19 protein-coding genes, 6 tRNA genes and 2 pseudogenes are annotated in these 22,639 nt (G+C 49.6%); 9 read left to right on the top strand and 18 right to left on the bottom strand.

The window, feature by feature from the left end:
* Window positions 1–154 (top strand): annotated as a pseudogene (locus tag JTI85_RS15795) (transcriptional regulator XapR); the annotation flags it as partial.
* Between the two features lie 152 nt (window positions 155–306).
* Here JTI85_RS15795 and JTI85_RS15790 read toward each other — a convergent pair.
* From JTI85_RS15790 to JTI85_RS15775, 4 genes are all read right to left on the bottom strand, one after another.
* A tRNA-Lys gene (locus JTI85_RS15790) sits at window positions 307–382 on the bottom strand.
* 4 nt (window positions 383–386) lie between these two features.
* Window positions 387–462, bottom strand: a tRNA-Val gene (locus tag JTI85_RS15785).
* A 46-nt stretch (window positions 463–508) separates the two neighbouring features.
* Window positions 509–584 (bottom strand) — tRNA-Val (locus JTI85_RS15780).
* A 46-nt stretch (window positions 585–630) separates the two neighbouring features.
* Window positions 631–706: transfer RNA gene (locus JTI85_RS15775), tRNA-Val, on the bottom strand.
* A 258-nt stretch (window positions 707–964) separates the two neighbouring features.
* On the opposite strand from JTI85_RS15775, the gene gltX reads away from it, so the two are divergent.
* Entirely contained in the window at window positions 965–2,380 is a 1,416-nt protein-coding gene (gene gltX, locus JTI85_RS15770; protein ID WP_048210996.1) for a glutamate--tRNA ligase, read from the top strand.
* A 56-nt stretch (window positions 2,381–2,436) separates the two neighbouring features.
* Here the strand turns inward: gltX and JTI85_RS15765 are convergent, their stop codons facing one another.
* Window positions 2,437–2,829: a YfeC-like transcriptional regulator gene (locus JTI85_RS15765; RefSeq protein WP_005130008.1), complete on the bottom strand. Its 393-nt coding sequence runs from the start codon at window positions 2,827–2,829 to the stop codon at window positions 2,437–2,439.
* A 1-nt stretch (window position 2,830) separates the two neighbouring features.
* A complete protein-coding gene (locus JTI85_RS15760) occupies window positions 2,831–3,193 on the bottom strand; it encodes a YfeC-like transcriptional regulator (protein ID WP_003028277.1) in 363 nt (120 codons plus the stop codon).
* A 221-nt stretch (window positions 3,194–3,414) separates the two neighbouring features.
* Here JTI85_RS15760 and JTI85_RS15755 point away from each other — a divergent pair.
* Window positions 3,415–3,490, top strand: a tRNA-Ala gene (locus JTI85_RS15755).
* Window positions 3,491–3,528: 38 nt separating this feature from the next.
* Window positions 3,529–3,604: transfer RNA gene (locus JTI85_RS15750), tRNA-Ala, on the top strand.
* Between the two features lie 147 nt (window positions 3,605–3,751).
* On the opposite strand, the gene nupC is transcribed toward JTI85_RS15750, so the two are convergent.
* Window positions 3,752–4,954 carry a nucleoside permease NupC gene (gene nupC, locus JTI85_RS15745; RefSeq protein ID WP_048210997.1) on the bottom strand — a complete coding sequence of 401 codons (1,203 nt, stop codon included), beginning with the start codon at window positions 4,952–4,954 and terminating at the stop codon, window positions 3,752–3,754.
* Window positions 4,955–5,298: 344 nt separating this feature from the next.
* On the opposite strand from nupC, the gene JTI85_RS15740 reads away from it, so the two are divergent.
* On the top strand, window positions 5,299–6,537 hold the full coding sequence (locus JTI85_RS15740) for an Nramp family divalent metal transporter (protein ID WP_219351720.1): 1,239 nt from the start codon (window positions 5,299–5,301) through the stop codon (window positions 6,535–6,537).
* A 51-nt stretch (window positions 6,538–6,588) separates the two neighbouring features.
* On the opposite strand, the gene JTI85_RS15735 is transcribed toward JTI85_RS15740, so the two are convergent.
* The 6 genes from JTI85_RS15735 to mgrA all read right to left on the bottom strand — a co-directional run bounded on the left by JTI85_RS15735 (window position 6,589) and on the right by mgrA (window position 13,138).
* The gene (locus tag JTI85_RS15735; protein WP_061068251.1) at window positions 6,589–7,581 is read right to left on the bottom strand and encodes an ABC transporter permease; all 993 of its coding nucleotides are present in this window, start codon (window positions 7,579–7,581) and stop codon (window positions 6,589–6,591) included.
* A gap of 13 nt (window positions 7,582–7,594) precedes the next feature.
* Complete coding sequence (locus tag JTI85_RS15730) at window positions 7,595–9,121, bottom strand: sugar ABC transporter ATP-binding protein (protein WP_061068250.1); 1,527 nt, start codon at window positions 9,119–9,121, stop codon at window positions 7,595–7,597.
* Between the two features lie 73 nt (window positions 9,122–9,194).
* Window positions 9,195–10,157 (bottom strand): sugar ABC transporter substrate-binding protein, encoded by a 963-nt coding sequence (locus JTI85_RS15725; protein ID WP_048211001.1) that lies wholly within the window; start codon window positions 10,155–10,157, stop codon window positions 9,195–9,197.
* 44 nt (window positions 10,158–10,201) lie between these two features.
* The gene (locus JTI85_RS15720) at window positions 10,202–11,407 is read right to left on the bottom strand and encodes a PfkB family carbohydrate kinase (RefSeq protein WP_048211002.1); all 1,206 of its coding nucleotides are present in this window, start codon (window positions 11,405–11,407) and stop codon (window positions 10,202–10,204) included.
* Window positions 11,408–11,684: 277 nt separating this feature from the next.
* Complete coding sequence (ypeC, locus tag JTI85_RS15715) at window positions 11,685–12,011, bottom strand: DUF2502 domain-containing protein YpeC (RefSeq protein ID WP_048211003.1); 327 nt, start codon at window positions 12,009–12,011, stop codon at window positions 11,685–11,687.
* 137 nt (window positions 12,012–12,148) lie between these two features.
* Entirely contained in the window at window positions 12,149–13,138 is a 990-nt protein-coding gene (gene mgrA / locus JTI85_RS15710; protein WP_048211004.1) for an L-glyceraldehyde 3-phosphate reductase, read from the bottom strand.
* A gap of 183 nt (window positions 13,139–13,321) precedes the next feature.
* Between mgrA and JTI85_RS15705 the strand changes: the two genes are divergently transcribed.
* Window positions 13,322–14,974: an alpha-keto acid decarboxylase family protein gene (locus JTI85_RS15705; RefSeq protein WP_219351719.1), complete on the top strand. Its 1,653-nt coding sequence runs from the start codon at window positions 13,322–13,324 to the stop codon at window positions 14,972–14,974.
* On the opposite strand, the gene JTI85_RS15700 is transcribed toward JTI85_RS15705, so the two are convergent.
* Window positions 14,975–16,210, bottom strand: coding sequence for an ion channel protein (locus JTI85_RS15700; protein WP_061068246.1), 1,236 nt, complete (start codon window positions 16,208–16,210; stop codon window positions 14,975–14,977).
* Window positions 16,211–16,414: 204 nt separating this feature from the next.
* On the opposite strand from JTI85_RS15700, the gene glk reads away from it, so the two are divergent.
* Window positions 16,415–17,380, top strand: a complete 966-nt coding sequence (glk, locus tag JTI85_RS15695; protein ID WP_115643122.1) for a glucokinase — start codon at window positions 16,415–16,417, stop codon at window positions 17,378–17,380.
* 108 nt (window positions 17,381–17,488) lie between these two features.
* Here the strand turns inward: glk and JTI85_RS15690 are convergent, their stop codons facing one another.
* The 3 genes from JTI85_RS15690 to JTI85_RS15680 all read right to left on the bottom strand — a co-directional run bounded on the left by JTI85_RS15690 (window position 17,489) and on the right by JTI85_RS15680 (window position 20,218).
* The gene (locus JTI85_RS15690; protein ID WP_071887368.1) at window positions 17,489–17,689 is read right to left on the bottom strand and encodes a hypothetical protein; all 201 of its coding nucleotides are present in this window, start codon (window positions 17,687–17,689) and stop codon (window positions 17,489–17,491) included.
* Window positions 17,690–17,771: 82 nt separating this feature from the next.
* On the bottom strand, window positions 17,772–18,506 hold the full coding sequence (ypdB, locus tag JTI85_RS15685; protein ID WP_048211008.1) for a two-component system response regulator YpdB: 735 nt from the start codon (window positions 18,504–18,506) through the stop codon (window positions 17,772–17,774).
* Window positions 18,507–18,520: 14 nt separating this feature from the next.
* Window positions 18,521–20,218, bottom strand: coding sequence for a sensor histidine kinase (locus tag JTI85_RS15680; protein ID WP_086523807.1), 1,698 nt, complete (start codon window positions 20,216–20,218; stop codon window positions 18,521–18,523).
* Between the two features lie 387 nt (window positions 20,219–20,605).
* Here JTI85_RS15680 and alaC point away from each other — a divergent pair, with 387 nt between their 5' ends.
* The gene (gene alaC / locus JTI85_RS15675) at window positions 20,606–21,844 is read left to right on the top strand and encodes an alanine transaminase (protein ID WP_061068244.1); all 1,239 of its coding nucleotides are present in this window, start codon (window positions 20,606–20,608) and stop codon (window positions 21,842–21,844) included.
* Between the two features lie 65 nt (window positions 21,845–21,909).
* Here the strand turns inward: alaC and ypdK are convergent, their stop codons facing one another.
* The gene (ypdK, locus tag JTI85_RS15670) at window positions 21,910–21,981 is read right to left on the bottom strand and encodes a membrane protein YpdK (protein ID WP_010723117.1); all 72 of its coding nucleotides are present in this window, start codon (window positions 21,979–21,981) and stop codon (window positions 21,910–21,912) included.
* Between the two features lie 344 nt (window positions 21,982–22,325).
* Between ypdK and JTI85_RS15665 the strand changes: the two are divergent.
* Window positions 22,326–22,639: pseudogene (locus JTI85_RS15665) on the top strand (hypothetical protein); the annotation flags it as partial.

The raw sequence follows: 22,639 nt of genomic DNA, 5'->3' as shown, positions 1-22,639 counted from the left end.
AACGCTGATTGCCGATAGCTATGCCCAGATGAGCTGGCCTGGCGTGGTATTCCGGCCGTTAGAAGAACGTATTCCTGCGGATTTGTATATTGTCTATGAACAGCAGCAGGCCACGCCAGCGCTGGAAAAACTGGTGGCGGCTTTGATGGTATGATGTCTGTGCCGGATGACTCGCTTCGCTCGCCCTTCGGGCCGTCGCCGTAAACGGCTCCGTTGTTTCGCTGCGCTCAACACCGAACCTGCGGCAGGTTCGAATCTTACAAATTGCAGATAGCAAAAAAGCGCCTTTAGGGCGCTTTTTTACATTGGTGGGTCGTGCAGGATTCGAACCTGCGACCAATTGATTAAAAGTCAACTGCTCTACCAACTGAGCTAACGACCCGAAGTGGTGGGTGATGACGGGATCGAACCGCCGACCCCCTCCTTGTAAGGGAGGTGCTCTCCCAGCTGAGCTAATCACCCACTTCGGTACTTCACATTTTAACAAGAAATCCAGCTGGCGAGAAAGTGGTGGGTGATGACGGGATCGAACCGCCGACCCCCTCCTTGTAAGGGAGGTGCTCTCCCAGCTGAGCTAATCACCCACTTCTCAATTTCTTGTTCTACACGGCGGAGACTACGTAAAGTAGTTGGTGGGTGATGACGGGTTCGAACCGCCGACCCCCTCCTTGTAAGGGAGGTGCTCTCCCAGCTGAGCTAATCACCCCCGCTGTGTGGAGTCGCATTATAGGGAGAGTTGAAAATGAGTCAACGCATTTTCTAAAGAAATTGTTCGTTCGTCGTAAATTTAAACAAAACGATCGCAAAACAATCCATGTCGCATGATTTGTATACGAAAATGGCAAAGCGTGATGTTCCAACCCGATGAACATTGAGGAATCAGACCACAGTGATAGAATACCAGCCTGATAATCTTCCCTGGATTTGCCGGTTGTCGGCATCTTTATAAACGTAAGGCCATTTCATGAAAATCAAAACTCGCTTCGCGCCAAGCCCGACAGGTTACCTGCACGTCGGCGGTGCGCGTACTGCTCTTTATTCCTGGCTTTTTGCACGTAACCATGGCGGTGAGTTTGTGCTGCGTATTGAAGACACCGATCTCGAACGCTCCACGCCGGAAGCTATTGAAGCCATTATGGATGGCATGAACTGGCTGAATCTGGAGTGGGATGAAGGCCCGTATTTCCAGACTAAACGTTTTGACCGTTACAATGCTGTCATCGATGAGATGCTGGAAGCGGGGACGGCATATAAATGCTACTGCTCCAAAGAGCGTCTGGAACAGCTGCGTGAAGAACAGATGGCAAAAGGTGAAAAACCACGTTACGACGGTCGCTGCCGTCACGGTCACGAACATCACGCTGCTGATGAACCTTGCGTGGTGCGTTTTGCTAACCCGCAGGACGGGTCCGTTATTTTTGATGATCAGATCCGTGGGCCGATCGAATTCAGCAACCAGGAGCTGGACGACCTGATTATCCGCCGTACAGATGGTTCCCCGACCTATAACTTCTGCGTCGTTGTTGATGACTGGGATATGGAAATCACCCACGTCATTCGTGGTGAAGACCATATCAACAACACCCCGCGTCAGATCAACATCCTGAAAGCGCTGAACGCGCCGGTGCCGGTTTACGCGCATGTGTCGATGATCAACGGCGACGACGGCAAAAAACTCTCTAAACGTCACGGTGCGGTCAGCGTGATGCAGTATCGCGACGACGGCTACCTGCCGGAAGCGTTGCTGAACTATCTGGTACGTCTGGGTTGGTCCAGCGGCGATCAGGAGATCTTCACCCGTGAAGAAATGATCAAGCTGTTCTCTCTTGGTGCGGTGAGCAAGTCTGCAAGCGCATTTAACACTGAAAAACTGCAGTGGCTGAACCACCACTACATTAATGCACTGGCGCCAGAATATGTGGCGACGCATCTGCAGTGGCACATTGAGCAGGAAAATATCGATACGCGCGTCGGCCCGCAGTTGTCTGAGCTAGTAAAACTGCTGGGTGAACGCTGCAAGACGCTGAAAGAGATGGCGCAGAGCTGCCGCTATTTCTATGAAGACTTTGCTGAGTTCGATGCCGATGCGGCGAAGAAACACCTGCGTCCGGTTGCGCGTCAGCCACTGGAAGTGGTTCGCGACAAACTGGCTGCTATCAGTGAATGGACCGCGGAAAACGTGCACCACGCGATTCAGGCAACCGCTGATGAGCTGGAAGTGGGCATGGGTAAAGTCGGGATGCCGCTGCGCGTAGCCGTAACCGGTGCGGGTCAGTCTCCGGCGTTAGACGTTACGGTGCATGCGATTGGTAAATCTCGCAGCATTGAACGTATTAACAAGGCGCTGGCGTTTATTGCTGAGCGTGAAAGTCAGCAATAAGACAGAGTGATCGATAAAAAAACGGCAGGGGCGCATCCTGCCGTTTTTTTTGCCTGTTATTCAGACTCATCAATGCCCAGACGGGTCAGGAAAGTGCGAATACCTTCGCGCGAAATATACATCGCCAGCTTTTCCTGTTCCGTTGGCGACATGTTATCCAGTGCGCTGATTATCTGACGGCAGGCGTGACTGCGAACCACGTGTGTATACTCGGCAAGCGGTTCTTCTGCCTGGTAAAATTCCGGTACCTTGCGAAAAGCTGGAATATTGAGAAGAAACTCTCGGACGCCGGCATCAATATGAATAAGCCTTGCGCGACCACCTTTAACACCGGGAAACTTTTCGGTTGTCCAGTTTTGCTCTCTGATCCAACGATTGACGGTTTGTTTGGCGACACCGAGACATTCAGCCAGCTCTTCGGTGGTCATTTTACTGCGTAATTTTTTCATATTATTTGTTGTCGCGAATCCCTAAGCGTTGTAACAAACCCGTAATGCCTTCACGCAGGATCAGCGACGTAAACATTTTCTGTTCTGATGGCGTCATTTCTTTGGCGAGTCTTATCAGTAGAGCTTCGATGGAGGTGTCACCGGATAAAGATAAATTATCTGATAAGCCTTCCGCTGAACGCTCAGCGCTGCGAATGTATTCACGAACTTGTTCGGTAACGTGAACCAGACGGGCTTTACCGCCCTGAACACCGGGTTTGGGTGAGGTAGCCCAACCTTCTTTGCGCACCCATTTATTGATGGTCTGTCGGCTGTATCCGGTCAGATTAGCAAGTTCTTCTGGCGTCATCCGTTCCTTGAACATAACGATTCCCTGAATGGTCGTGGGGTTAATTAGTGGCTCATTTTATAGCACCATTTTAGTAGAAACCGTGACGCGTTTAACTACTGAATGCGAGTTGTTGCGCAATGTTCTCCATTTGCCTGCTTTTTCAGCGATTGAATTCTATGAGTTAATTTTGCCGTTGACACACGCGAAGGGAATTCATATGATGCCGCCCGTCAACTCGACAAGCTTTACGTGACGGGGCTATAGCTCAGCTGGGAGAGCGCTTGCATGGCATGCAAGAGGTCAGCGGTTCGATCCCGCTTAGCTCCACCAAATTTAATCCCAATGAATTTGGTACGTAAACGCATCGTGGGGCTATAGCTCAGCTGGGAGAGCGCTTGCATGGCATGCAAGAGGTCAGCGGTTCGATCCCGCTTAGCTCCACCAAAATTGAAACCCTCGCTGAAAAGCGGGGGTTTTTTGCATTTGATTCCTGCCTGCGTTTCTCGTTTATTTGCTTATATTGCTGGATAACAGACATAAAAAAACCGGGGAGAATCTCCCCGGTTTGGTAACGGCTGTATTGATGTCGTCTTACAGCACCAGTGCTGCAATGGAAGCAGACAGTACGCTGACCAGCGTAGAACCGTATACCAGTTTCAGACCAAAGCGGGAAACCACGTTACCTTGCTCTTCGTTCAGGCCTTTAATTGCGCCTGCAATGATACCGATAGAAGAGAAGTTCGCGAAGGAAACCAGGAACACAGAGATAATGCCTTCAGCGCGCGGAGAGAGCGTAGAGGCGATTTTCTGTAGGTCCATCATTGCGACGAATTCGTTGGAAACCAGTTTGGTTGCCATGATACTGCCCACCTGCAGTGCTTCGCTGGACGGCACACCCATCACCCACGCAATCGGGTAGAAGATGTAACCCAGGATGCCCTGGAAGGAGATGCTGTAGCCAAACCAACCGGTCACGGTAGCGAACAGGGCGTTCAGGGCAGCGATCAGCGCGATGAAACCAATCAGCATTGCTGCAACGATAATCGCAACTTTAAAGCCTGCCAGAATGTATTCGCCCAACATTTCGAAGAAGCTCTGACCTTCGTGCAGATTGGACATCTGAATATTTTCTTCGCTGGCATCAACGGTATAAGGGTTGATCAGTGACAGAACGATAAAGGTGCTGAACATGTTCAGAACCAGCGCAGCAACAACGTATTTTGGTTCCAGCATGGTCATGTACGCGCCGACGATAGACATGGAAACGGTAGACATCGCCGTTGCTGCCATGGTGTACATGCGGTTGCGAGACATTTTACCGAGGATATCTTTATAGGCGATAAAGTTCTCGGATTGACCCAGGATCAGGGAGCTGACGGCGTTGAAGGATTCCAGCTTGCCCATACCGTTCACTTTGGATAACAGGAAACCAATCGCGCGGATGATAACCGGCAGAACACGGATATGCTGCAAAATACCGATCAGGGCGGAGATAAAGACGATAGGGCACAGCACTTTCAGGAAGAAGAATGCCAGGCCTTTATCGTTCATGCTGCCGAAGACAAAGTTAGTCCCTTCATTAGCGAATCCGAGCAGTTTCTCAAACATCTCGGAGAAGCCTCTTACAAAGCCCAGGCCGACATCAGAGTTCAGGAAGAACCATGCCAGTAACACTTCGATAACAAGCAATTGAATAACATAACGAATGCGGATTTTTTTACGGTCACTGCTTACCAGCAGTGCGAGTACCGCAACCACGGCAAGGGCCAGGACAAAGTGAAGAACGCGGTCCATATTTGCTCCAAATTTGAGGCAGATTTAGTTTTCGTGCACATTCTATGTAACAACAGTAAAGAAAACGAGATCAAACACACACTATAATAAGGACCTGTGACGAGATTCAAAATTAGTGATCGATGATACACTTCTGTTATGTTTAGTATGGAAGTGAAAAGTTATGTCACTGTGCTAATCTCATAACAATAATCAAACATCTTACCGGCATTTCTAAATTTCTTACCGTTCCATAGACAAACGCTATCAGAGAAATCAACTTCACCCATTAAAATGAATTTGATAATCATTCTCAATAGGCGTAGCTTGAAACATAGCAAAGGCTATGTTTCTGAGGCACTAAAATGACTAACGATCGCGTTGAGAGTAGCAGTGGACGGGCAGCGCGCAAGTTGAAGCTCGCATTAATGGGACCTGCGTTCATCGCGGCGATCGGCTATATCGATCCAGGTAACTTTGCTACCAATATCCAGGCAGGGGCTAGCTTTGGCTACAAACTGTTGTGGGTTGTGGTCTGGGCAAACCTGATGGCGATGCTGATTCAGGTGCTATCGGCCAAGCTTGGCATTGCCACCGGCAAAAACCTGGCGGAACAGATCCGTGATCATTATCCTCGTCCAGTGGTTTGGTTTTACTGGGTACAGGCCGAAATTATTGCGATGGCGACCGATCTTGCAGAATTTATTGGCGCTGCGATTGGCTTTAAACTCATCCTTGGCGTTTCGCTGCTGCAGGGGGCTGTGCTCACGGGTATTGCGACATTTTTAATTCTGATGCTGCAGCGCCGCGGGCAGAAACCCCTGGAAAAAGTGATCGGCGGTTTGTTGTTGTTCGTGGCTGCGGCATATATTGTCGAGCTGATCTTTTCCCAACCGAACCTTGCGCAGCTGAGCAAAGGGATGGTTATACCGAGCCTGCCTAATTCTGAAGCGGTGTTCCTGGCGGCCGGTGTGCTTGGCGCCACCATCATGCCGCACGTCATTTATCTGCACTCCTCCTTAACCCAGCATTTGCACGGTGGTACGCGCCAGCAGCGTTACGCAGCGACGAAATGGGATGTGGCTATCGCCATGACGATTGCCGGATTTGTCAATCTGGCGATGATGGCGACTGCAGCAGCCGTGTTTCACTTTAGCGGGCATACTGGTATCGCAGACCTGGACCAGGCCTATCTGACGCTTGAACCGCTGTTAAGTCATGCTGCGGCAACCGTGTTTGGTCTAAGTCTGGTGGCGGCAGGGCTTTCCTCTACCGTGGTTGGCACGCTGGCGGGGCAGGTGGTCATGCAAGGGTTTATCCGCTTTCATATTCCGCTCTGGGTGCGCCGTAGCGTCACCATGATGCCGTCATTTATTGTGATTTTAATGGGGCTTGATCCCACCCGGATACTGGTGATGAGTCAGGTATTACTCAGTTTTGGTATCGCTCTGGCGCTGGTACCGCTACTGATTTTTACCAGCAACAGCCAACTGATGGGGGATTTAGTTAATAGCCGTTGGGTAAAACAGGTTGGCTGGGTGATTGTGGTGCTGGTCGTGGCACTGAATATCTGGTTGCTGGTCGGGACCGTGCTCGGATTGTAGCAGGGCTTTCATCCGCTGTGGTTACCCGGTCAAGCCGGGTAACCCTCATGATTATTTTTTATTTAAGTGGCTACGGTAGGTATCAAGTACCACTGCAACGATTATCACGGCTCCTGTTATAAAACGTTTTGTCGGTTCGCTTGCGCCAACTTGCGCCAGTCCCGCAGCCAGAACGGAAATGATCAACGCGCCAAGAAACGTACAGATAATAGAGCCACGTCCTCCCATCAGGCTTGTGCCACCAATCACAACTGCGGCAATCACCTGTAGTTCCATGCCAACGCCGCTATTGGGGTCGGCGGCTTCAAGGCGGGCAACCTGAAACAGCGAGGCCAGACCGGATAATCCCCCCATCAAGGCAAAGACTGCAATCTTATAGGGACCTGGATTTATACCTGATAATCGAACGGCTTCTTCATTGGTGCCAATACCGATCAAATGGCGACCAAATACGGTTCGCGTCAGCACCAGATGCCCGGCAACAATGACAACGATCGCGATAATAAAAGAAGGGGAGACGCCAAAGAGAATGGGGTCGGCTAAATAATCATAAATAGAACCGAGATACGCGGTCCGCGAGTCAGTTAACTGATACGCTGCTCCGCGGGCCATTTCCAGAACACCCAGTGAGACGATAAACGCCGGAATACGCCAGGCAACGGTAATCAGACCCGTTAGTGCCCCAACGAATGTGGCGAGTGCTACGCCTGAAAGCGCGGCCAGCCAGGGCGTCCAATGAAAATTTAAATAGGTGACGCTGACGACTGCAGCAGCAAGCGCCAGCAACGATCCAACGGAAAGGTCGATGCCGGCAATGATTAAGATAAATGTCATCCCCACCGACATGACGATTAAATCGGGGATCTGATTTGCAATAGTGCTGAAAGTGTTCATGCTCCAGAAATGAGAACTGAGGCATGAAAATAGGACGATCATTGCGGCTAACGCCCCGAGCAACCCGATATAGCTACTTAGGCCTTTCCATGACGTCGGTGTATTTCTTTTCTCTGCTGCCGCTTGTTTTGTCGCAAAATTGTTTTTCATTTTTTATCCCCGGCTACTCGCTGACAGTCTCTTCTGAATGCTGATAGGCCGAAAATGCAGCCGCTAAAATGCGATCCTGGCTCCAGTTATCACGTGTAAATGTGTTCACTAACTTGCCATCGGAAATGACCGCAATACGATCGCAAACCAGCATCAGTTCGCGTAGGTCACTGGAAACGACAACAACGCCTTTTCCCTTAGCCGTTAACGTATTCAGCAATTGATAAATATCTTGCTTGGCACCCACATCAATACCGCGAGTCGGCTCATCAAATAAGACGACTTCACAGTCTCGTTCCAGCCACCGGCTAATGAGAACTTTCTGCTGATTACCACCTGACAGGCTTTCCACGGCCTGTGAAGTGTTCGTTGTACGAACGCCTAAACTTTTAATGTGTTTATTCGCTAATGTCGTTTCACTCAATGTGTTAACGACCGACAAATGGCTAATTTTGTCGCTGTTACCCAACGAGATATTTGCGGCAACCGACTGTGGTAACAGAAGCCCTTCACCTTTACGATCCTCCGTGACTAATGCAATACCATGTCGGATAGCCTGTGCAGGCGAACGGATCACCACCGGTTTAAGTGGCGTACCAATCAGTAATGTGCCACTGTCTATTTTGTCTGCGCCAAAAATAGCGCGTAGCAGCTCTGTCCTGCCAGAGCCGACAAGGCCACTAATGCCGAGCACTTCGCCACTGTGCAAGGTGAACGACGTGTCCCGAATGATTTTCCCACGCTTAAAATTTTCCACTTTCAGAATGGGTTGACCTGCCTGGCGTCCACTTAAATCAAATGAACTTTCTAAATCGCGGCCGACCATCAACGAAACAAGTTGATCGCGGGTATAGCGTTTAATATCGTCCACGCAAACCAAATGACCATCACGTAGCACCGCGATGTCATCAGCAATCATCGCAAGCTCATCCAGTCGGTGAGAAATATAAATTATTGAAACGCCCCGGGCTTTGAAGAGCGCTATTTGTTTAAACAGAAGTTCGACCTCACGGCTACTGAGCATGGCTGTCGGTTCATCCAGAATCAGTACCCGGCTTTCACCAATCAGGTTTCTGGCGATTTCGATCATCTGTTGGTGACCAATACCCAATTCGCCCACCAGCGTAGTTGGATCGACCGATTGCAGCCCAACCATTGCCATCACCGGACGGGCCATTTCTGCTAGCTTTTTTCGATCGATCCAGCCGAATCGATGCGGAAGTTGTTCGAGAAATAAGTTTTCTGCAACCGACAACGTAGGCAGTAAATTGAGTTCTTGCATAACCATGCGAATACCCAGCTTTTCCGCCTCTTTTCGGTTCGCAGGTGCGTAAGGCTGCCCCTGATAAACCATTTTTCCGGTCGTTGCGTTGGTTAACCCGCCAATAATTTTTGATAACGTACTTTTCCCGGCACCGTTTTCTCCCGTCAGGGCCAGTACTTTTCCTGGATATAATGCTAGCGTTACATCCACCAGAACAGGTTCACTGTAGGTTTTACCTACCCCCTGTATTGAGAGGATTTCTTGCCCACTTTTCATATTCTGGCCTTATCCGGTAAGCCGCTCTGATACTCAATTGATGGCAGTACCACAGCGGCGCACTGTTTTCCGCTTATTGTTTGACGATCAGTTTTATTGGTGTTTCTACGTTGCTAGAGAGTTCACTCTGTTTTTTGCCATTTTTTAAGGCATCAAGGGCGGCATCAATACCAAATACAGCTTGTTGAGAGGCAAATTGGTCCGCAGTTGCTAAAACACGACCGTCATTTAACATTGGCTTAATCGCTTCGATATTGTCATAGCCGACAACCAGAACCTGTCCTTTTTTCCCGGCAGAGCGGATGGCAGAAACGGCACCTAATGCCATATTATCGTTATCGGCTAACAGTGCTTTGATATCAGGATACTCACTTAACATTGCCGCCGCGACCGCATTGGCGTTGTTAATTTCCCATTGGCCAGATTGCACAGAAACGACTTTCATGCCGCCCTGCGCCATCGCATTTTGGAAGCCCAGAGTACGTTGCTGAGAGTTGCTGGAGGTAGGGATGCCTTCAATAATACCAACCTGATCGCCGGCCTTAAGATGCTTCGCTAAATAATCGCCAATTTCTTTTGCACCTTTTTGGTTATCCGGGCCAACAAAAGGAATATTCAGGTTTTTATCTTTAAGCACACTGTCATCAAATTTGTTATCAATGTTGATGACAATAATACCTGCATCAATTGCTTTCTTAATGACCGGTACAAGGGCTTTCGAGTCTGATGGCGCAATGATAATCGCGTCGGCTTTCGAGACAATCATTTGTTCAACGATCTGGATTTGATTTGCCGTATCCGTTTCGTTTTTGATGCCGTTAGAAATCAAATCAAACTTGTCGGCATTTTTTTTCTGATACTCTTTTGCTCCGGTTTCCATGGTCAGGAAAAACTCATTTGCCAGTGACTTCATCACCAGCGCGACTTTAGGTTTATGCGTCTGAGTATCGGCGGCAAAAGCGGGGACGGTGAAAGTGGCGGAAAGCGCTAAACCGACTGTGGCACCGATAACACGATAAAACATTTTATTTTTCATGAAATTATCCTATAGGTGTAGGGGCTGAATGATGCTCTAAACAGCTACTGCATACGATGATAAACGAGTGAATTGTTGGGCATATTTGATGCACCTTTACGTTCAACTTTCAACGAGGCAAACGCAGAAGCGTACTGCGCTGCATTGATGAGTCCTTTACCGTTTGCAATGCATGCAGCCAGTGCCCCGGTAAAGGCATCGCCTGCTCCACTGGTATCGACGACGGCTGATTTATAGGCAGGAATATGAGTGAAAACTGTGCCATCAAAGATCAGACAACCGTCGCTACCTAACGTGATAATGACGCATTTTGCGCCTTGCACATAAATGCTCCTGGCGGCATTTTTGGCCGAATAGATATCAACAATGTTGATACCAGATAACGCTTCAGCTTCAATTTTGTTCGGCGTAATAATGTCAATTAAATGCAATATTTCTTTGATCTCTGAAACATAAGGTGCCGGATTCAGGACAACCAGCGATTTTCCGAGTTTTGCCTGCATGATAGCGAAACGCGTGATCGGAAAATTATTCTCCAACTGAGTTAAAAAAACTTTGCAATTACGAATGGTATCAATATCCAATAGAATATCTTCCTGGGTAAATGTTTCATTGGCCCCAAGATCGATACTGATCATATTGTCACCTGTGGCACCTGAAACCCATACCATTGCAATGCCCGTGGATGACATTTCATTTTCAAAAAAAGAAAAAGAAGAAATTTCAGTATTGGTTAAATATCTTTTGGCTTTTTTTGAAAACTCATCGGCTCCTAACTTAACGGTAAGATGAACATTATTATTGATTTTAGCTGCGGCAACTGCCTGGTTTGTGCCTTTGCCTCCGGCATAAAAACGGGTTGCAGACGCTCGGATAGTCTGGCCAATCTGAGGAAATGTCGTCGTTTCAGAAACAATATCTATATTAAATGAACCAAGTATGTAAATGCTATCATCAATATAGCTATTTTGCTTGGCATGAGCAGAAACCGATGTAATTTCTTTGTGGCTTTTGAACCCATTCAATATGGTGTTGGTGAAAGACTGCTCAAATAATGATTCATCAGGTGCGCTTTTTATTTGTGCACCACCATGAAATAACGAGAAAAGACTATTCTGACTTAATTCATTTAAGTCATTACGGATCGTGCGAGTTGTGACAGATAATTCCTTTGCTAATTCGCTAACATAAACCTTCTTATCGGTTACTAACTTAACCCGAATGGCCTTTTGTCTTTCTTGTTTTTTCATTAGCGCTCACCCCAGGTTTTATAATATTAAATTAATGTTAATATTTATCGCGCAAAGTTCAAAAAAAACACGATAAATCGGAATTTTTTTTTCCGATTTTGCGAATTTGTGAAATGAACAGGAAATTTACGGGAAAACAGGGGGGAGCGGATGTGACTGCTCGTCATCTGGCGATTGGCGAAGCGTGATGCAAAAAGGGCCTGGGTATAGACACAGGCCCTGGGTAACTCGATGATTTTTGTGAGCAGTACTCCCCGCATGATGGGGATTTGTTACATTAATGGCGGTGCCCGTGGCCATGTCCACGCCCGCGATGGTCATCGCGATCGTTCCAGCCTTCACGATAGCCACGCTCATAAGCTTTGCGCTTATCCCAGCCGCGATGATAGCCGTTGTCATGACGCCACCAACGATTTTTACGCCATTCATAATTATGGTGCCAGTAATCCCGGTCACGCCAGCGCCCACCGTCCCAGTAGTTGCCGTAGTTATCGCGATCGCCAATTTGTAATTTAATCGACGGCAGCAGGGTGATTTCGCCAGCGTTTGCGGCCAGCGGTGCAAAAGCCAATAACACTGCCGCCAGAATCAGTGACCTGAACATTCTTTCTCTCCTTCACGATCGAGCCGTAGCCGGCCTGTTAACGCAATATTACGGGGCAGTAAAGCCCCGTTTCATCGCCTTAAATCTTAAATCGTCAGAGAGCGCACTTTTTGTTAATAAATGTGTCTTTATTTCCATCAACCCAGGATGGCGTCGATCTCCGCACACTCTTCGGGAGATAAATGACGGTTTGCCAGCATGCCAACGGCATCTTCAATTTGCGCAGGTTTGCTGGCACCAATCAGTACTGACGTCACCTTATCATCGCGGAGAACCCAGGCTAACGCCATTTGGGACAGTTTTTGTCCCCGGCGCTCGGCCAGCGCATTAAGAGCACGGACTTTTTCCAGTTTTTGTGGGGTGATCTGGTCTGGGTTGAGAAAACGACTGGCGCTCGCTGCCCGGGAATCCGCCGGAATACCGTTCAGATAGCGGTCAGTTAATTGCCCGCCAGCCAGCGGGGAAAAGGCGATACTGCCCACACCTTTCTCCTGTAAGAGTGATAGCAGTCCCCTCTCAACCTCGCGCTCAAACATGGAATATTTCGGCTGGTGGATGAGACATGGCGTCCCTAAATCATCGAGTATTTCGATCGCCTGTCTGGCGAGATCAGTCGGATAGTTAGAGAGTCCTACGTACAACGCTTTCCCCTGACGCACAATATGATCCAGCGCGTTCATGGTTTCTCTGAGCGGAGTTTGGGGATCAGGGCGGTGATGATAGAAGATATCAACATACTCCAGTCCCATACGTTTCAGGCTTTGATCGAGGCTGGCAATCAGGTACTTGCGCGATCCCCAATCACCGTAGGGACCTTCCCACATGGTATAGCCCGCTTTGGTCGAGATTATCAGTTCATCCCGGTACGATAAAAAATCTTCCTGCAGGATGCGACCGAAGTTTCGTTCAGCCGAACCCGGCGGCGGGCCGTAATTATTCGCCAGATCAAAATGGCTGATCCCCAGATCGAAGGCGCGCTGTAATAAGGTCCGGCTGTTTTCGACCTGAGTGGTATCACCAAAATTGTGCCACAAACCCAGAGAGACAATCGGCAGTTTGAGCCCGCTCTGACCGCAGCGGCGGTATTCCATTGTGTGATAGCGATTTTCGTTAGCCTGATAAACCATGTCGCCTCCTTCCAGAACATATGTGTCTTTCAGTGTATACGGTTACACAATCGATTCTTCAAGGAAATTTAAATCGCCAAAACTGTACATCCTGCTTTCCACCTCCTTCGCAGCGACATTCCTGGACAGTCAACGCAGTTCTTCGATACTCAACATGAGGTTACCGTCAGAAGGATAGCTGTCATGCAAACCCCGTATTCCGTTGCTGATTATCTGCTGGACAGGCTGGCAGGCTGTGGCATTGACCATCTGTTTGGTGTGCCGGGCGATTACAATTTACAGTTTCTTGACCACGTCATTGAGCACTCAAGCGTGCGTTGGGTCGGGTGTGCGAATGAATTGAATGCGGCGTATGCCGCGGATGGCTATGCCCGGGTAGTCGGAGCGGGAGCGCTGCTTACCACTTTTGGTGTGGGCGAGTTAAGCGCAATTAATGGTATTGCAGGAAGTTACGCGGAATACGTTCCTGTCCTGCATATTGTCGGGGCCCCATGTCGCAGCGCTCAGCGTCGTGGCGAGTTAATGCATCACACTCTCGGCGACGGTGACTTTCAGCATTTCTACCGTATGCAACAGTCAGTGACGGTCGCCAGTGCAGTGCTGGATGAACAAAATGCCTGCTATGAAATTGACCGCGTGTTGCAAGCGATGTTAACCGAAAGACGACCGGGTTACCTGATGCTACCTGCTGATGTTGCGAAACAACCTGCTACACCACCGAGTGACATACTCATTGTTCCCTTGAGCGAGCCGGAAAGTAGTGTAGCTGCTGCGTTTCGCTATCATGCACGTGAACAGTTGCTGGACAGTTCACGCGTGTCGCTATTAGCCGATTTTCTCGCGCTACGATTTGGCTTGCAGCCCGTTTTACAACGCTGGATGACGGAAACGCCGATGGCTCATGCCACGCTGTTGATGGGCAAAGGATTGTTTGATGAGCGGCATCCTGCGTTTGTGGGCACATACAGTGCGGGGGCCAGCAGTGATTATGTGCGTAAGGCGATAGAAGATGCTGATACGATTATTTGCGTCGGTACCCGGTTTGTTGACACGCTGACCGCCGGGTTTACGCAAAACTTACCTCCCGAGCGCACTATTGAGGTTCAACCCCATGCGTCGCGGGTTGGGGGAAGCTGGTTTAACATCCCGATGGAACAGGCGGTTACTACGCTACGGGAACTGTGCCTGGAAATGTCGTTTTCGCTTCCGCCTGAATGTCCTTGTGCCGGGCGTCTGCTGGTTGAGAAAGGCCCTCTGACGCAGGAAAATTTCTGGCATACGGTGCAACAGTATCTGGCCCCCGACGACATTATCCTTGTCGATCAGGGGACCGCAGCATTTGGCGCAGCTGCGCTGTCACTTCCTGCCGGGGCGGAGGTTCTGGTCCAGCCGCTATGGGGGTCAATCGGTTACGCTTTGCCTGCTGCATTTGGGGCGCAAACAGCCTTCCCGCACCGTAGGGTGATCCTGATTATTGGCGATGGTGCGGCACAGCTCACCATTCAGGAATTGGGAACCATACTTAGAGACGGGCAAACTCCTGTTATTTTACTGCTCAATAATGACGGTTATACCGTGGAACGTGCCATTCATGGTGCGAACCAGCGATACAATGATATAGCCGGATGGAGCTGGACGCTGGTGCCACAGGCGCTAAGTCGTGAATGTCAGGCGGAATGCTGGCGCGTGAAGCAGGCTGTCCAACTGGAAGAGGTTCTGGCTCGTCTGGCAAAACCGCAACGCCTCTCGTTGATAGAAGTGGTGTTGCCGAAGGCTGACCTTCCAGAACTCTTGCGCACGGTGACCCGTGCGCTGGAATCCCGCAACGGGGGATAGCTACTTATCGGGATGGTCAGCAATCATCATTGGTTTTCCGGCTAAGAGCAGCCAGGCCGGAAGCATAACGATGCACAACAGCGGTAGTAGGGTGGTGTCCGGCACCACCACTGCCGCCATAAACAGGCTCAGCCATGCATCACGAGTGACGACCAGTACCAATCCCAGAATGGCGCAGGAGACCGTAATCGCGGCAGGAACGGCTTCGACATGGGCGTGCAGCATCAGCCCCAGCGCGACGCCAACGAATACCGCAGGGAAAATCCGCCCACCGCGAAAACCACTCGCTGCAGCCACAACCAGTGCAGCCAGCTTTATCACCGCCAGCATGAAATAGTCCGAGGCTCCCAGTGTCTGGCTAAATGCCATTTGCTGCATCTCATCCAGGCCCTTAAACAGGGTTAGTGGTCCTCCGATAACACCCAGAATACCGAGGATAAAGCCTCCAACGCCGAGGATCAGCACCGGGTGTTTCAGACGATGTATCAGATGGTGCAAACGAGGCAGGCACCACACGGCCACCATCCCCGCCGCGATAGCAATGGCAGCAACGACCGCGCCGCTGAAGATATCGACCAGATGCATCTGCGTATAGTGCGCGATAGGCAATGAAAAGTGGGGATGAAAGAACAGGCTGGTGGTGAGTGAACCTGCCGCGGCGGCCATTAACGGTGCGAACAGACGATCCCATAGGGGGACATCGTTGGAGCTGTTCAGCGTTTGCGAAAAAACCAGCGCAGCGGCAACCGGGGTACCAAATAGCGCCCCGATGGTGCCAGCAGAGGCGAGGATGGTCCAGTCCAGCTTTGCAATTCGCGGAAACATGCGGCTACCAATCGCCACTGCCAGCGCAATGTTAACGGTCATGATGGGGTGCTCTGGACCCAAACTGACGCCACCCGCGAGGCCAATTATCAGGGCGGCCAGCAGTCCGGGCAATGCAGACGTCGAAACGGGCATACCAATTAAGGGTTCGCAGGCTGGGTCAGGGCCAGCATGACCATGACTGTAGCGGATGATGAGCCCGACCATGACCCCGGTAAGCGTCAGCATAGTAATAATCCAGAATGGAGAATCCTGGGCAATACCGATGCTTATGGGCAGACGTTCCCACAAAAATTGCTGTAAAACGGAAGCCACTTTCATTACAGCAATCAGCACCAGGCTGGACGCTACACCAATCAGCAACGCAGGCGTTGATAGCAAGAGCATCGTTCTGGCTCGCGGATGGAGCATTTTCTATTCCTTAATGCAGAGTCATAGACGTAGTTTGCACAGCCTGCCCAACGGCATCGCTGCAAAAGGTGCTGAAACGATAAAGTAATTCTGTGACCTGGATCGATATTCCACGGGCATCAGCCTTCAGGGCGTTGTTGTTATGCCCCCATGAATTTACAGTGTGACAAAGATGTATTCTGACTTTAGCGGAGCCGTGGAAGAATGACAAAATATGCTTTAGTGGGTGATGTTGGCGGCACCAATGCGCGTCTTGCTCTGTGCGATATTGCCAGTGGCGAGATTTCGCAGGCGAAAACCTATTCCGGGCTGGATTACCCAAGCCTTGAAGCCGTTGTGCGCGTGTACCTGGATGAGCATAGCGTTAGCGTCAAAGATGGCTGTATCGCTATTGCCTGCCCAATAACCGGTGACTGGGTGGCCATGACCAACCATACCTGGGCATTTTCTATTGCCGAGATGAAAAAGAATCTGGGCTTTAGCCATCTGGAAATCATCAATGATTTCACAGCCGTATCAATGGCAATCCCAATGCTGAAAAAAGAGCATTTGATCCAGTTTGGCGGCGCTGAGCCTGTCGAGGGCAAACCTATTGCGGTCTATGGCGCAGGCACCGGTCTCGGCGTGGCGCATCTGGTTCATGTGGATAAACGCTGGGTGAGCCTGCCAGGCGAGGGGGGGCATGTAGATTTTGCGCCGAACAGCGAGGAAGAAGCGATTATCCTGGAAGTGCTGCGGGCTGAGATTGGTCACGTTTCTGCGGAGCGCGTGCTTTCTGGTCCTGGGCTGGTAAATCTGTATCGTGCGATTGTGAAATCCGACGGACGTTTGCCGGAAAATCTGCAACCGAAAGACATTACGGAACGCGCCCTGGCCGATTCCTGTATTGACTGTCGCCGTGCACTGTCGCTGTTTTGCGTCATCATGGGCCGGTTTGGCGGCGATCTGGCATTAACGCTGGGGACGTTTGGCGGGGTGTACATTGCCGGAGGCATAGTGCCGCGCTTCCTGGAATTCTTTAAAGCGTCGGGTTTTCGCGGTGGTTTTGAGGATAAAGGGCGTTTTAAAGCCTATGTGCAGGATATCCCGGTATATCTGATTGTGCATGATAATCCAGGTCTGCTTGGTTCCGGCGCGCACTTACGCCAGACGCTGGGGCACATTCTGTAAGACTCGTGCCGGAAGGTTGCTCTTAGTTAATTCAGTTTAGCCTGTAGCATGCTCTGTACGCGAAGTGGTCGCGAGTTAATGGTTTAGTTAGCTCGCGACCTGTTATTGTCAGTGAGATGTCGTGCTTGTTGCGTTTTGTATCGGCAGTTTCCCGGCTCTCAGTAGCACCATCTCTTGCTTGCACAGCAGTACGACAGCCTGACGTGCCTTCATTCGACGGGAGGTGAGGGCTTTTTTCACCGTACGGCGATCCGCACCCATTTCCAGCATCTGAAAACATAACTGGGATAGCACATGTCTGTATTTCATTGAAAATTCACTTTATTACGTTTTATAGCACCGGCAGTAGATCGCCATTTTACAACGATCCGCACGATCATGACTAATCGCACTATAAATGCATTAATTGCCTGAATTCTTTTACTTTGCTCCGGCTAACCGGGATTTCAAATTCCAGATCTTTTAATCGCAAAATATAGGTGTTGTTAAACCACGGTTCGATCTCGCGGATTTTGTTCAGGTTTACGCAGAATGAGCGGTGGCAGCGGAAAAAATGTGAAGCAGGCAGTTTGCTGCAAAATTCGGTGATGTTCATCGGCATGACATACGATTCGCGTCGCGTGTAGACGAAGGTCATCTTTTCATGGGCTTCAGCGTAGTAAATATCGTTGATTGGCGTAACGATGATCCGCTCGTCTTTGATCAGGTTGATCGTATCGTTTTCACGCATCACCGGGCTGGTAAGGGGGGTTCCTGTTTGCTGTTGCTGCCAGGCTGCCTCCAGTTTTTGCAACATGCCGACAATCCGTGATTCCTGGTACGGTTTCAGAATGTAGTCAAACGCTTCCAGTTCAAAGGCTTCAACAGCGTGTTCTTTCCAGGCAGTAATAAACACAATAAAGGGTTTATGCGCGAACTGACTGATGTTTTGCGCCAGCAGCACACCATCCAGTGACGGAATATTAATATCCAGAAAAATAGCGTCAACGCGGTTGTGCTGCAGGTATTTAAGCACATCCAGACCGTCGTCAAATGTGCCGACAATCTCCATCTGGCTGTGCTCTTTTATCAGCCAGCTAAGTTCCTGTTGGGCCAGGAATTCATCTTCAACAATGATGACTTTCACAACTTAACTCCTGGTTAAAGCAATAATGTGGCCGGGGCTGCTGCAGGTGAGTGCTGGTTTGGCACGTAAAAAGCAATCTCTGTGCCAGGCTCAAGACGGCGGATATGTAGCCCTTCGCCGTACAGGAGTTTAACGCGGTGATGCACATTCAACAGGCCAATTTTATTGCCCGGCATTTCATTGGACTCAACGCGTTCAATGACTTTTGGATCGATACCATGACCGGTATCTCTGACGGCAATGCGCACCCGATTACCACATTCCGCCACGCTGATAGTGACCACACCTTTCCCTTTGCAGGGTTGGATCCCATGAACGATGGCATTTTCAACCAATGGCTGAATCAGCAGGCTGGGAATAAAACAGCTGACCTCTTCATCAATATCATAAATAACCGTCAACTTATCGCCAAAACGGGCCTGCTCAATGGCAATGTAATCCTTAATTTGATACAGCTCTTTCTTGATGTCGATCTGCTCATCATCTTTTAATTCAATATTATAGCGAAGATAGCGAGATAAATTAAAAATGAGCTGGCGTGCAGTGTCCGGGTTAAGCCGCACTGACGATGAGATCGCGTTTAACGCATTAAACAGGAAATGGGGATTTATTTTACTTTGTAGTGCCCGCAACTCTGCCTTATTTGCCATTTCACGTAGCTGCTCGGCACGGGAAACCTCAAGCTGAGTTGAGATAATTTGTGACAGGCCGATAGCCATTTCTTGTAATGAGGAGGTGATCTGGTGGGCATGGCAGTAGTAGATTTTCAGCGTACCGGTGACCACACCTTTTTCCCACAACGGTATTACCAGCATGGAGTGTATTTCCGGCGTGCGATGTGCTTCATCATTGTTCTTTATGATGATTTTTCCGTAATTTATCGCCTGCTGGGTGGTAGGGCTAACGAAATCATCGTTATCGCGGTAGTTCAGTTCACCCACGCCGACATAGGCCAGAACGTGCTGGGTATTGGTGATCGCGACGGCATCTGCATGAATATCATGGCGAATAATCTCGCACACCTGGCGTAGCGACTCGCTATTGACCTGACGAAAAAGCGGCAGGGTTTTGTTAGCGATATCCAGCGCCAGTTTAGCCTGTTTTGCCGCACTGGCTTCTTTCTCTCCTTCCACGCTTTGTACCAGCATGACGATAAAGCCGATACAGACGCTGCCAAGGATCATTGGGATACCGATTTTCGAGACAATATCCAGCCCCAGTTCGGTAGTGGGGGCCCAGGCGACCACCAGAATCATGGTCAATGACTCGCAAAGCATCCCGCCTAAAATACCGGCGCGCCAGTGTTGCGCCTTAGGGATTTTTCGGTTGATCCAACCCGCAATACAGCCAGCAAGGATACTGGTAATAAAACAGGGAAGGGCGGTAACACCTCCAATATCAATCAGATAACGGTGTGTACCCGCGATGAGTCCGGTAATGATACCGACCCATGGGCCGAACAGAATTCCTCCTGACATCACGGCAATAATACGCACGTTAACCAGTGAGCCTTCTACCGGTACACCAGACCAGGTGCTGAACAGTGCAAACATGGAGAAAATGGCAGTAACGGCGAGCAGCTCTTTCACCGAGTGGGCTGACTTGTGCAACAGTTCGCGGAACAGGCGGATACGAATCAGGAAAAACAGACAGAACAGCATCAGCGCTGCCCGATCAAAGACCGCCAGCAGCATATTGAATATTTCGTGCACAGGTGACTCTTGCGAAGGGGTTAAACCTCTATAATAGGTAACCTGAGGCAGGATGACCAGCACCCCTGTCAGCATGGACTAATGAGGAAAAACCACAATATTAAAAGGGGATTGTTGCATGATTGTTGTATTTACAATATCTCGCCAGAGAAGGTGGACCTCAACGTAATGTATTTAACAACAAAATGTTAATAATTGGTGATTTCATAAGGGTTGGATATTCATGAATTTCCCGTTTTAGAAATGTTGTTCCTCTTTTATGCCGATAAAAAATATTTTGCTGTACCTCTCGACAGAAGGAAATTAATCAGGCTATTTTCTAAACGTGCCACCATCGTGGCAGCGTCGCTCGGACGGTCCGGGCGCTAACGTACATCTGAGGATATTATGGCTGATTCCCGCCCTGAACGTCGTTTTACGCGTATTGATCGTCTTCCACCTTACGTTTTTAACATTACCGCTGAACTGAAGATGGCTGCGCGTCGGCGCGGCGAAGATATTATCGATTTCAGCATGGGGAACCCGGATGGGGCCACGCCTCCTCACATTGTCGAAAAACTGTGTACCGTGGCGCAGCGCCCGGATACCCACGGTTATTCAACATCGCGCGGTATTCCTCGTTTACGTCGGGCGATTTCTCGCTGGTATCAGGAGCGCTATGACGTCGAGATCGATCCTGAATCCGAAGCGATTGTAACAATTGGCTCCAAAGAGGGGCTGGCTCACCTGATGTTGGCTACATTGGATCACGGCGACACGGTTCTGGTGCCTAATCCCAGTTACCCCATCCATATTTATGGTGCCGTTATCGCCGGAGCACAGGTGCGTTCCGTGCCGCTGGTGGAAGGGGTCGACTTCTTTAATGAACTGGAGCGCGCGATTCGCGAAAGCTACCCGAAACCGAAGATGATGATCTTAGGCTTCCCGTCCAACCCGACGGCGCAGTGTGTCGAACTGGAGTTTTTCGAAAAGGTCGTCGCACTGGCTAAACGCTACGACGTGCTGGTGGTTCATGACCTGGCCTATGCCGATATTGTCTACGACGGCTGGAAAGCGCCATCGATTATGCAGGTTCCGGGGGCCCGTGATGTTGCCGTTGAATTTTTCACCTTGTCGAAAAGCTATAACATGGCGGGGTGGCGCATTGGCTTTATGGTTGGCAATAAAACGCTGGTAAACGCACTGGCGCGCATTAAGAGCTATCACGATTACGGAACGTTTACACCGCTGCAGGTAGCCGCTATTGCCGCGCTGGAAGGCGATCAGCAGTGCGTACGGGATATCGCTGAGCAATATAAGCGTCGTCGCGATGTGCTGGTCAAGGGGCTGCATGAAGCGGGCTGGATGGTTGAAATGCCAAAAGCGTCGATGTACGTGTGGGCGAAAATTCCAGAGCAATACGCCGCAATGGGGTCGCTTGAATTTGCCAAAAAATTGCTGAATGAGGCGAAGGTTTGTGTTTCGCCGGGGATTGGCTTTGGGGACTATGGTGATACACACGTGCGCTTTGCGTTGATTGAAAACCGTGACCGTACTCGCCAGGCAATTCGCGGCATCAAAGCAATGTTTCGCGCGGATGGTTTGCTGCCTGCCAGTGCGAAATCGACCACGGAAAGTACCGACTGATAACACGATTCCTCAAACGCAAACAGGAGCCAAATGGCTCCTGTTTTTTTGCTGCGTCTTTTTATTTAGATCATCAGGGCGAAAGTACCGGCCCAAACGATGACCATAAAAGAAATGCCCATAAAGAAATATTTCACTTTTCATCTCTCCGCGTACCTGGGGTACGTCTCAATGAACATATGCTTACCTGACAGAGAGCTGATGCGAGCATAAACGAAAGGGAGAATACCCCGCGCTTACTTGGCTGCATCACCTCAGAATTCTGAGCTTTAATGCTCCAGACGGCGCTAATGTACGCCTAAAAATGAGGTGAAACAAGAGGCATTTTTTTATTTAATTTTAGTAACTTACAAGTGTCGTGATTCGGCGACAGTTTAATTTCTGACGGTAATAAATTGCTATTGAGCGACGTGACTGTTACTCAGAGAATTCTCATATCACCTTAAGGTTAATGCGGTTAATTTTTTCGCGGAATTTGATAATGAAAAGGTTAAAAATGACCAGATTAATGATGTTAGCACTTGTTCTTGCGCCATTGACGTCAATGGCGGCTGCACCGCAAGCGTTCAATTTCAGCTGCGCAAGTATTGGTGGTGTGAATAGTGATGGTAAAGGCAATGTATGGATTAATGGCGCAAAAGCGACCATTAAAAGCTTCAATGAAAATTACTGGGAGGCGAAGAGCGGTAAAAATACCGTCTCAATTTCCAGAAAAGATGACGGAAACCCGGAAGTATCCTGGGCTGGCCCAAACCGCAAGCATGGGATTTGTCAGCCTGAGGATAATGTTGATTA

The organism is Citrobacter sp. Colony219, from assembly GCF_019382635.1.
GTDB classification, from domain to species: Bacteria; Pseudomonadota; Gammaproteobacteria; order Enterobacterales; family Enterobacteriaceae; genus Citrobacter; species Citrobacter youngae.
This window is presented reverse-complemented; position numbering and strand designations above follow the sequence as displayed.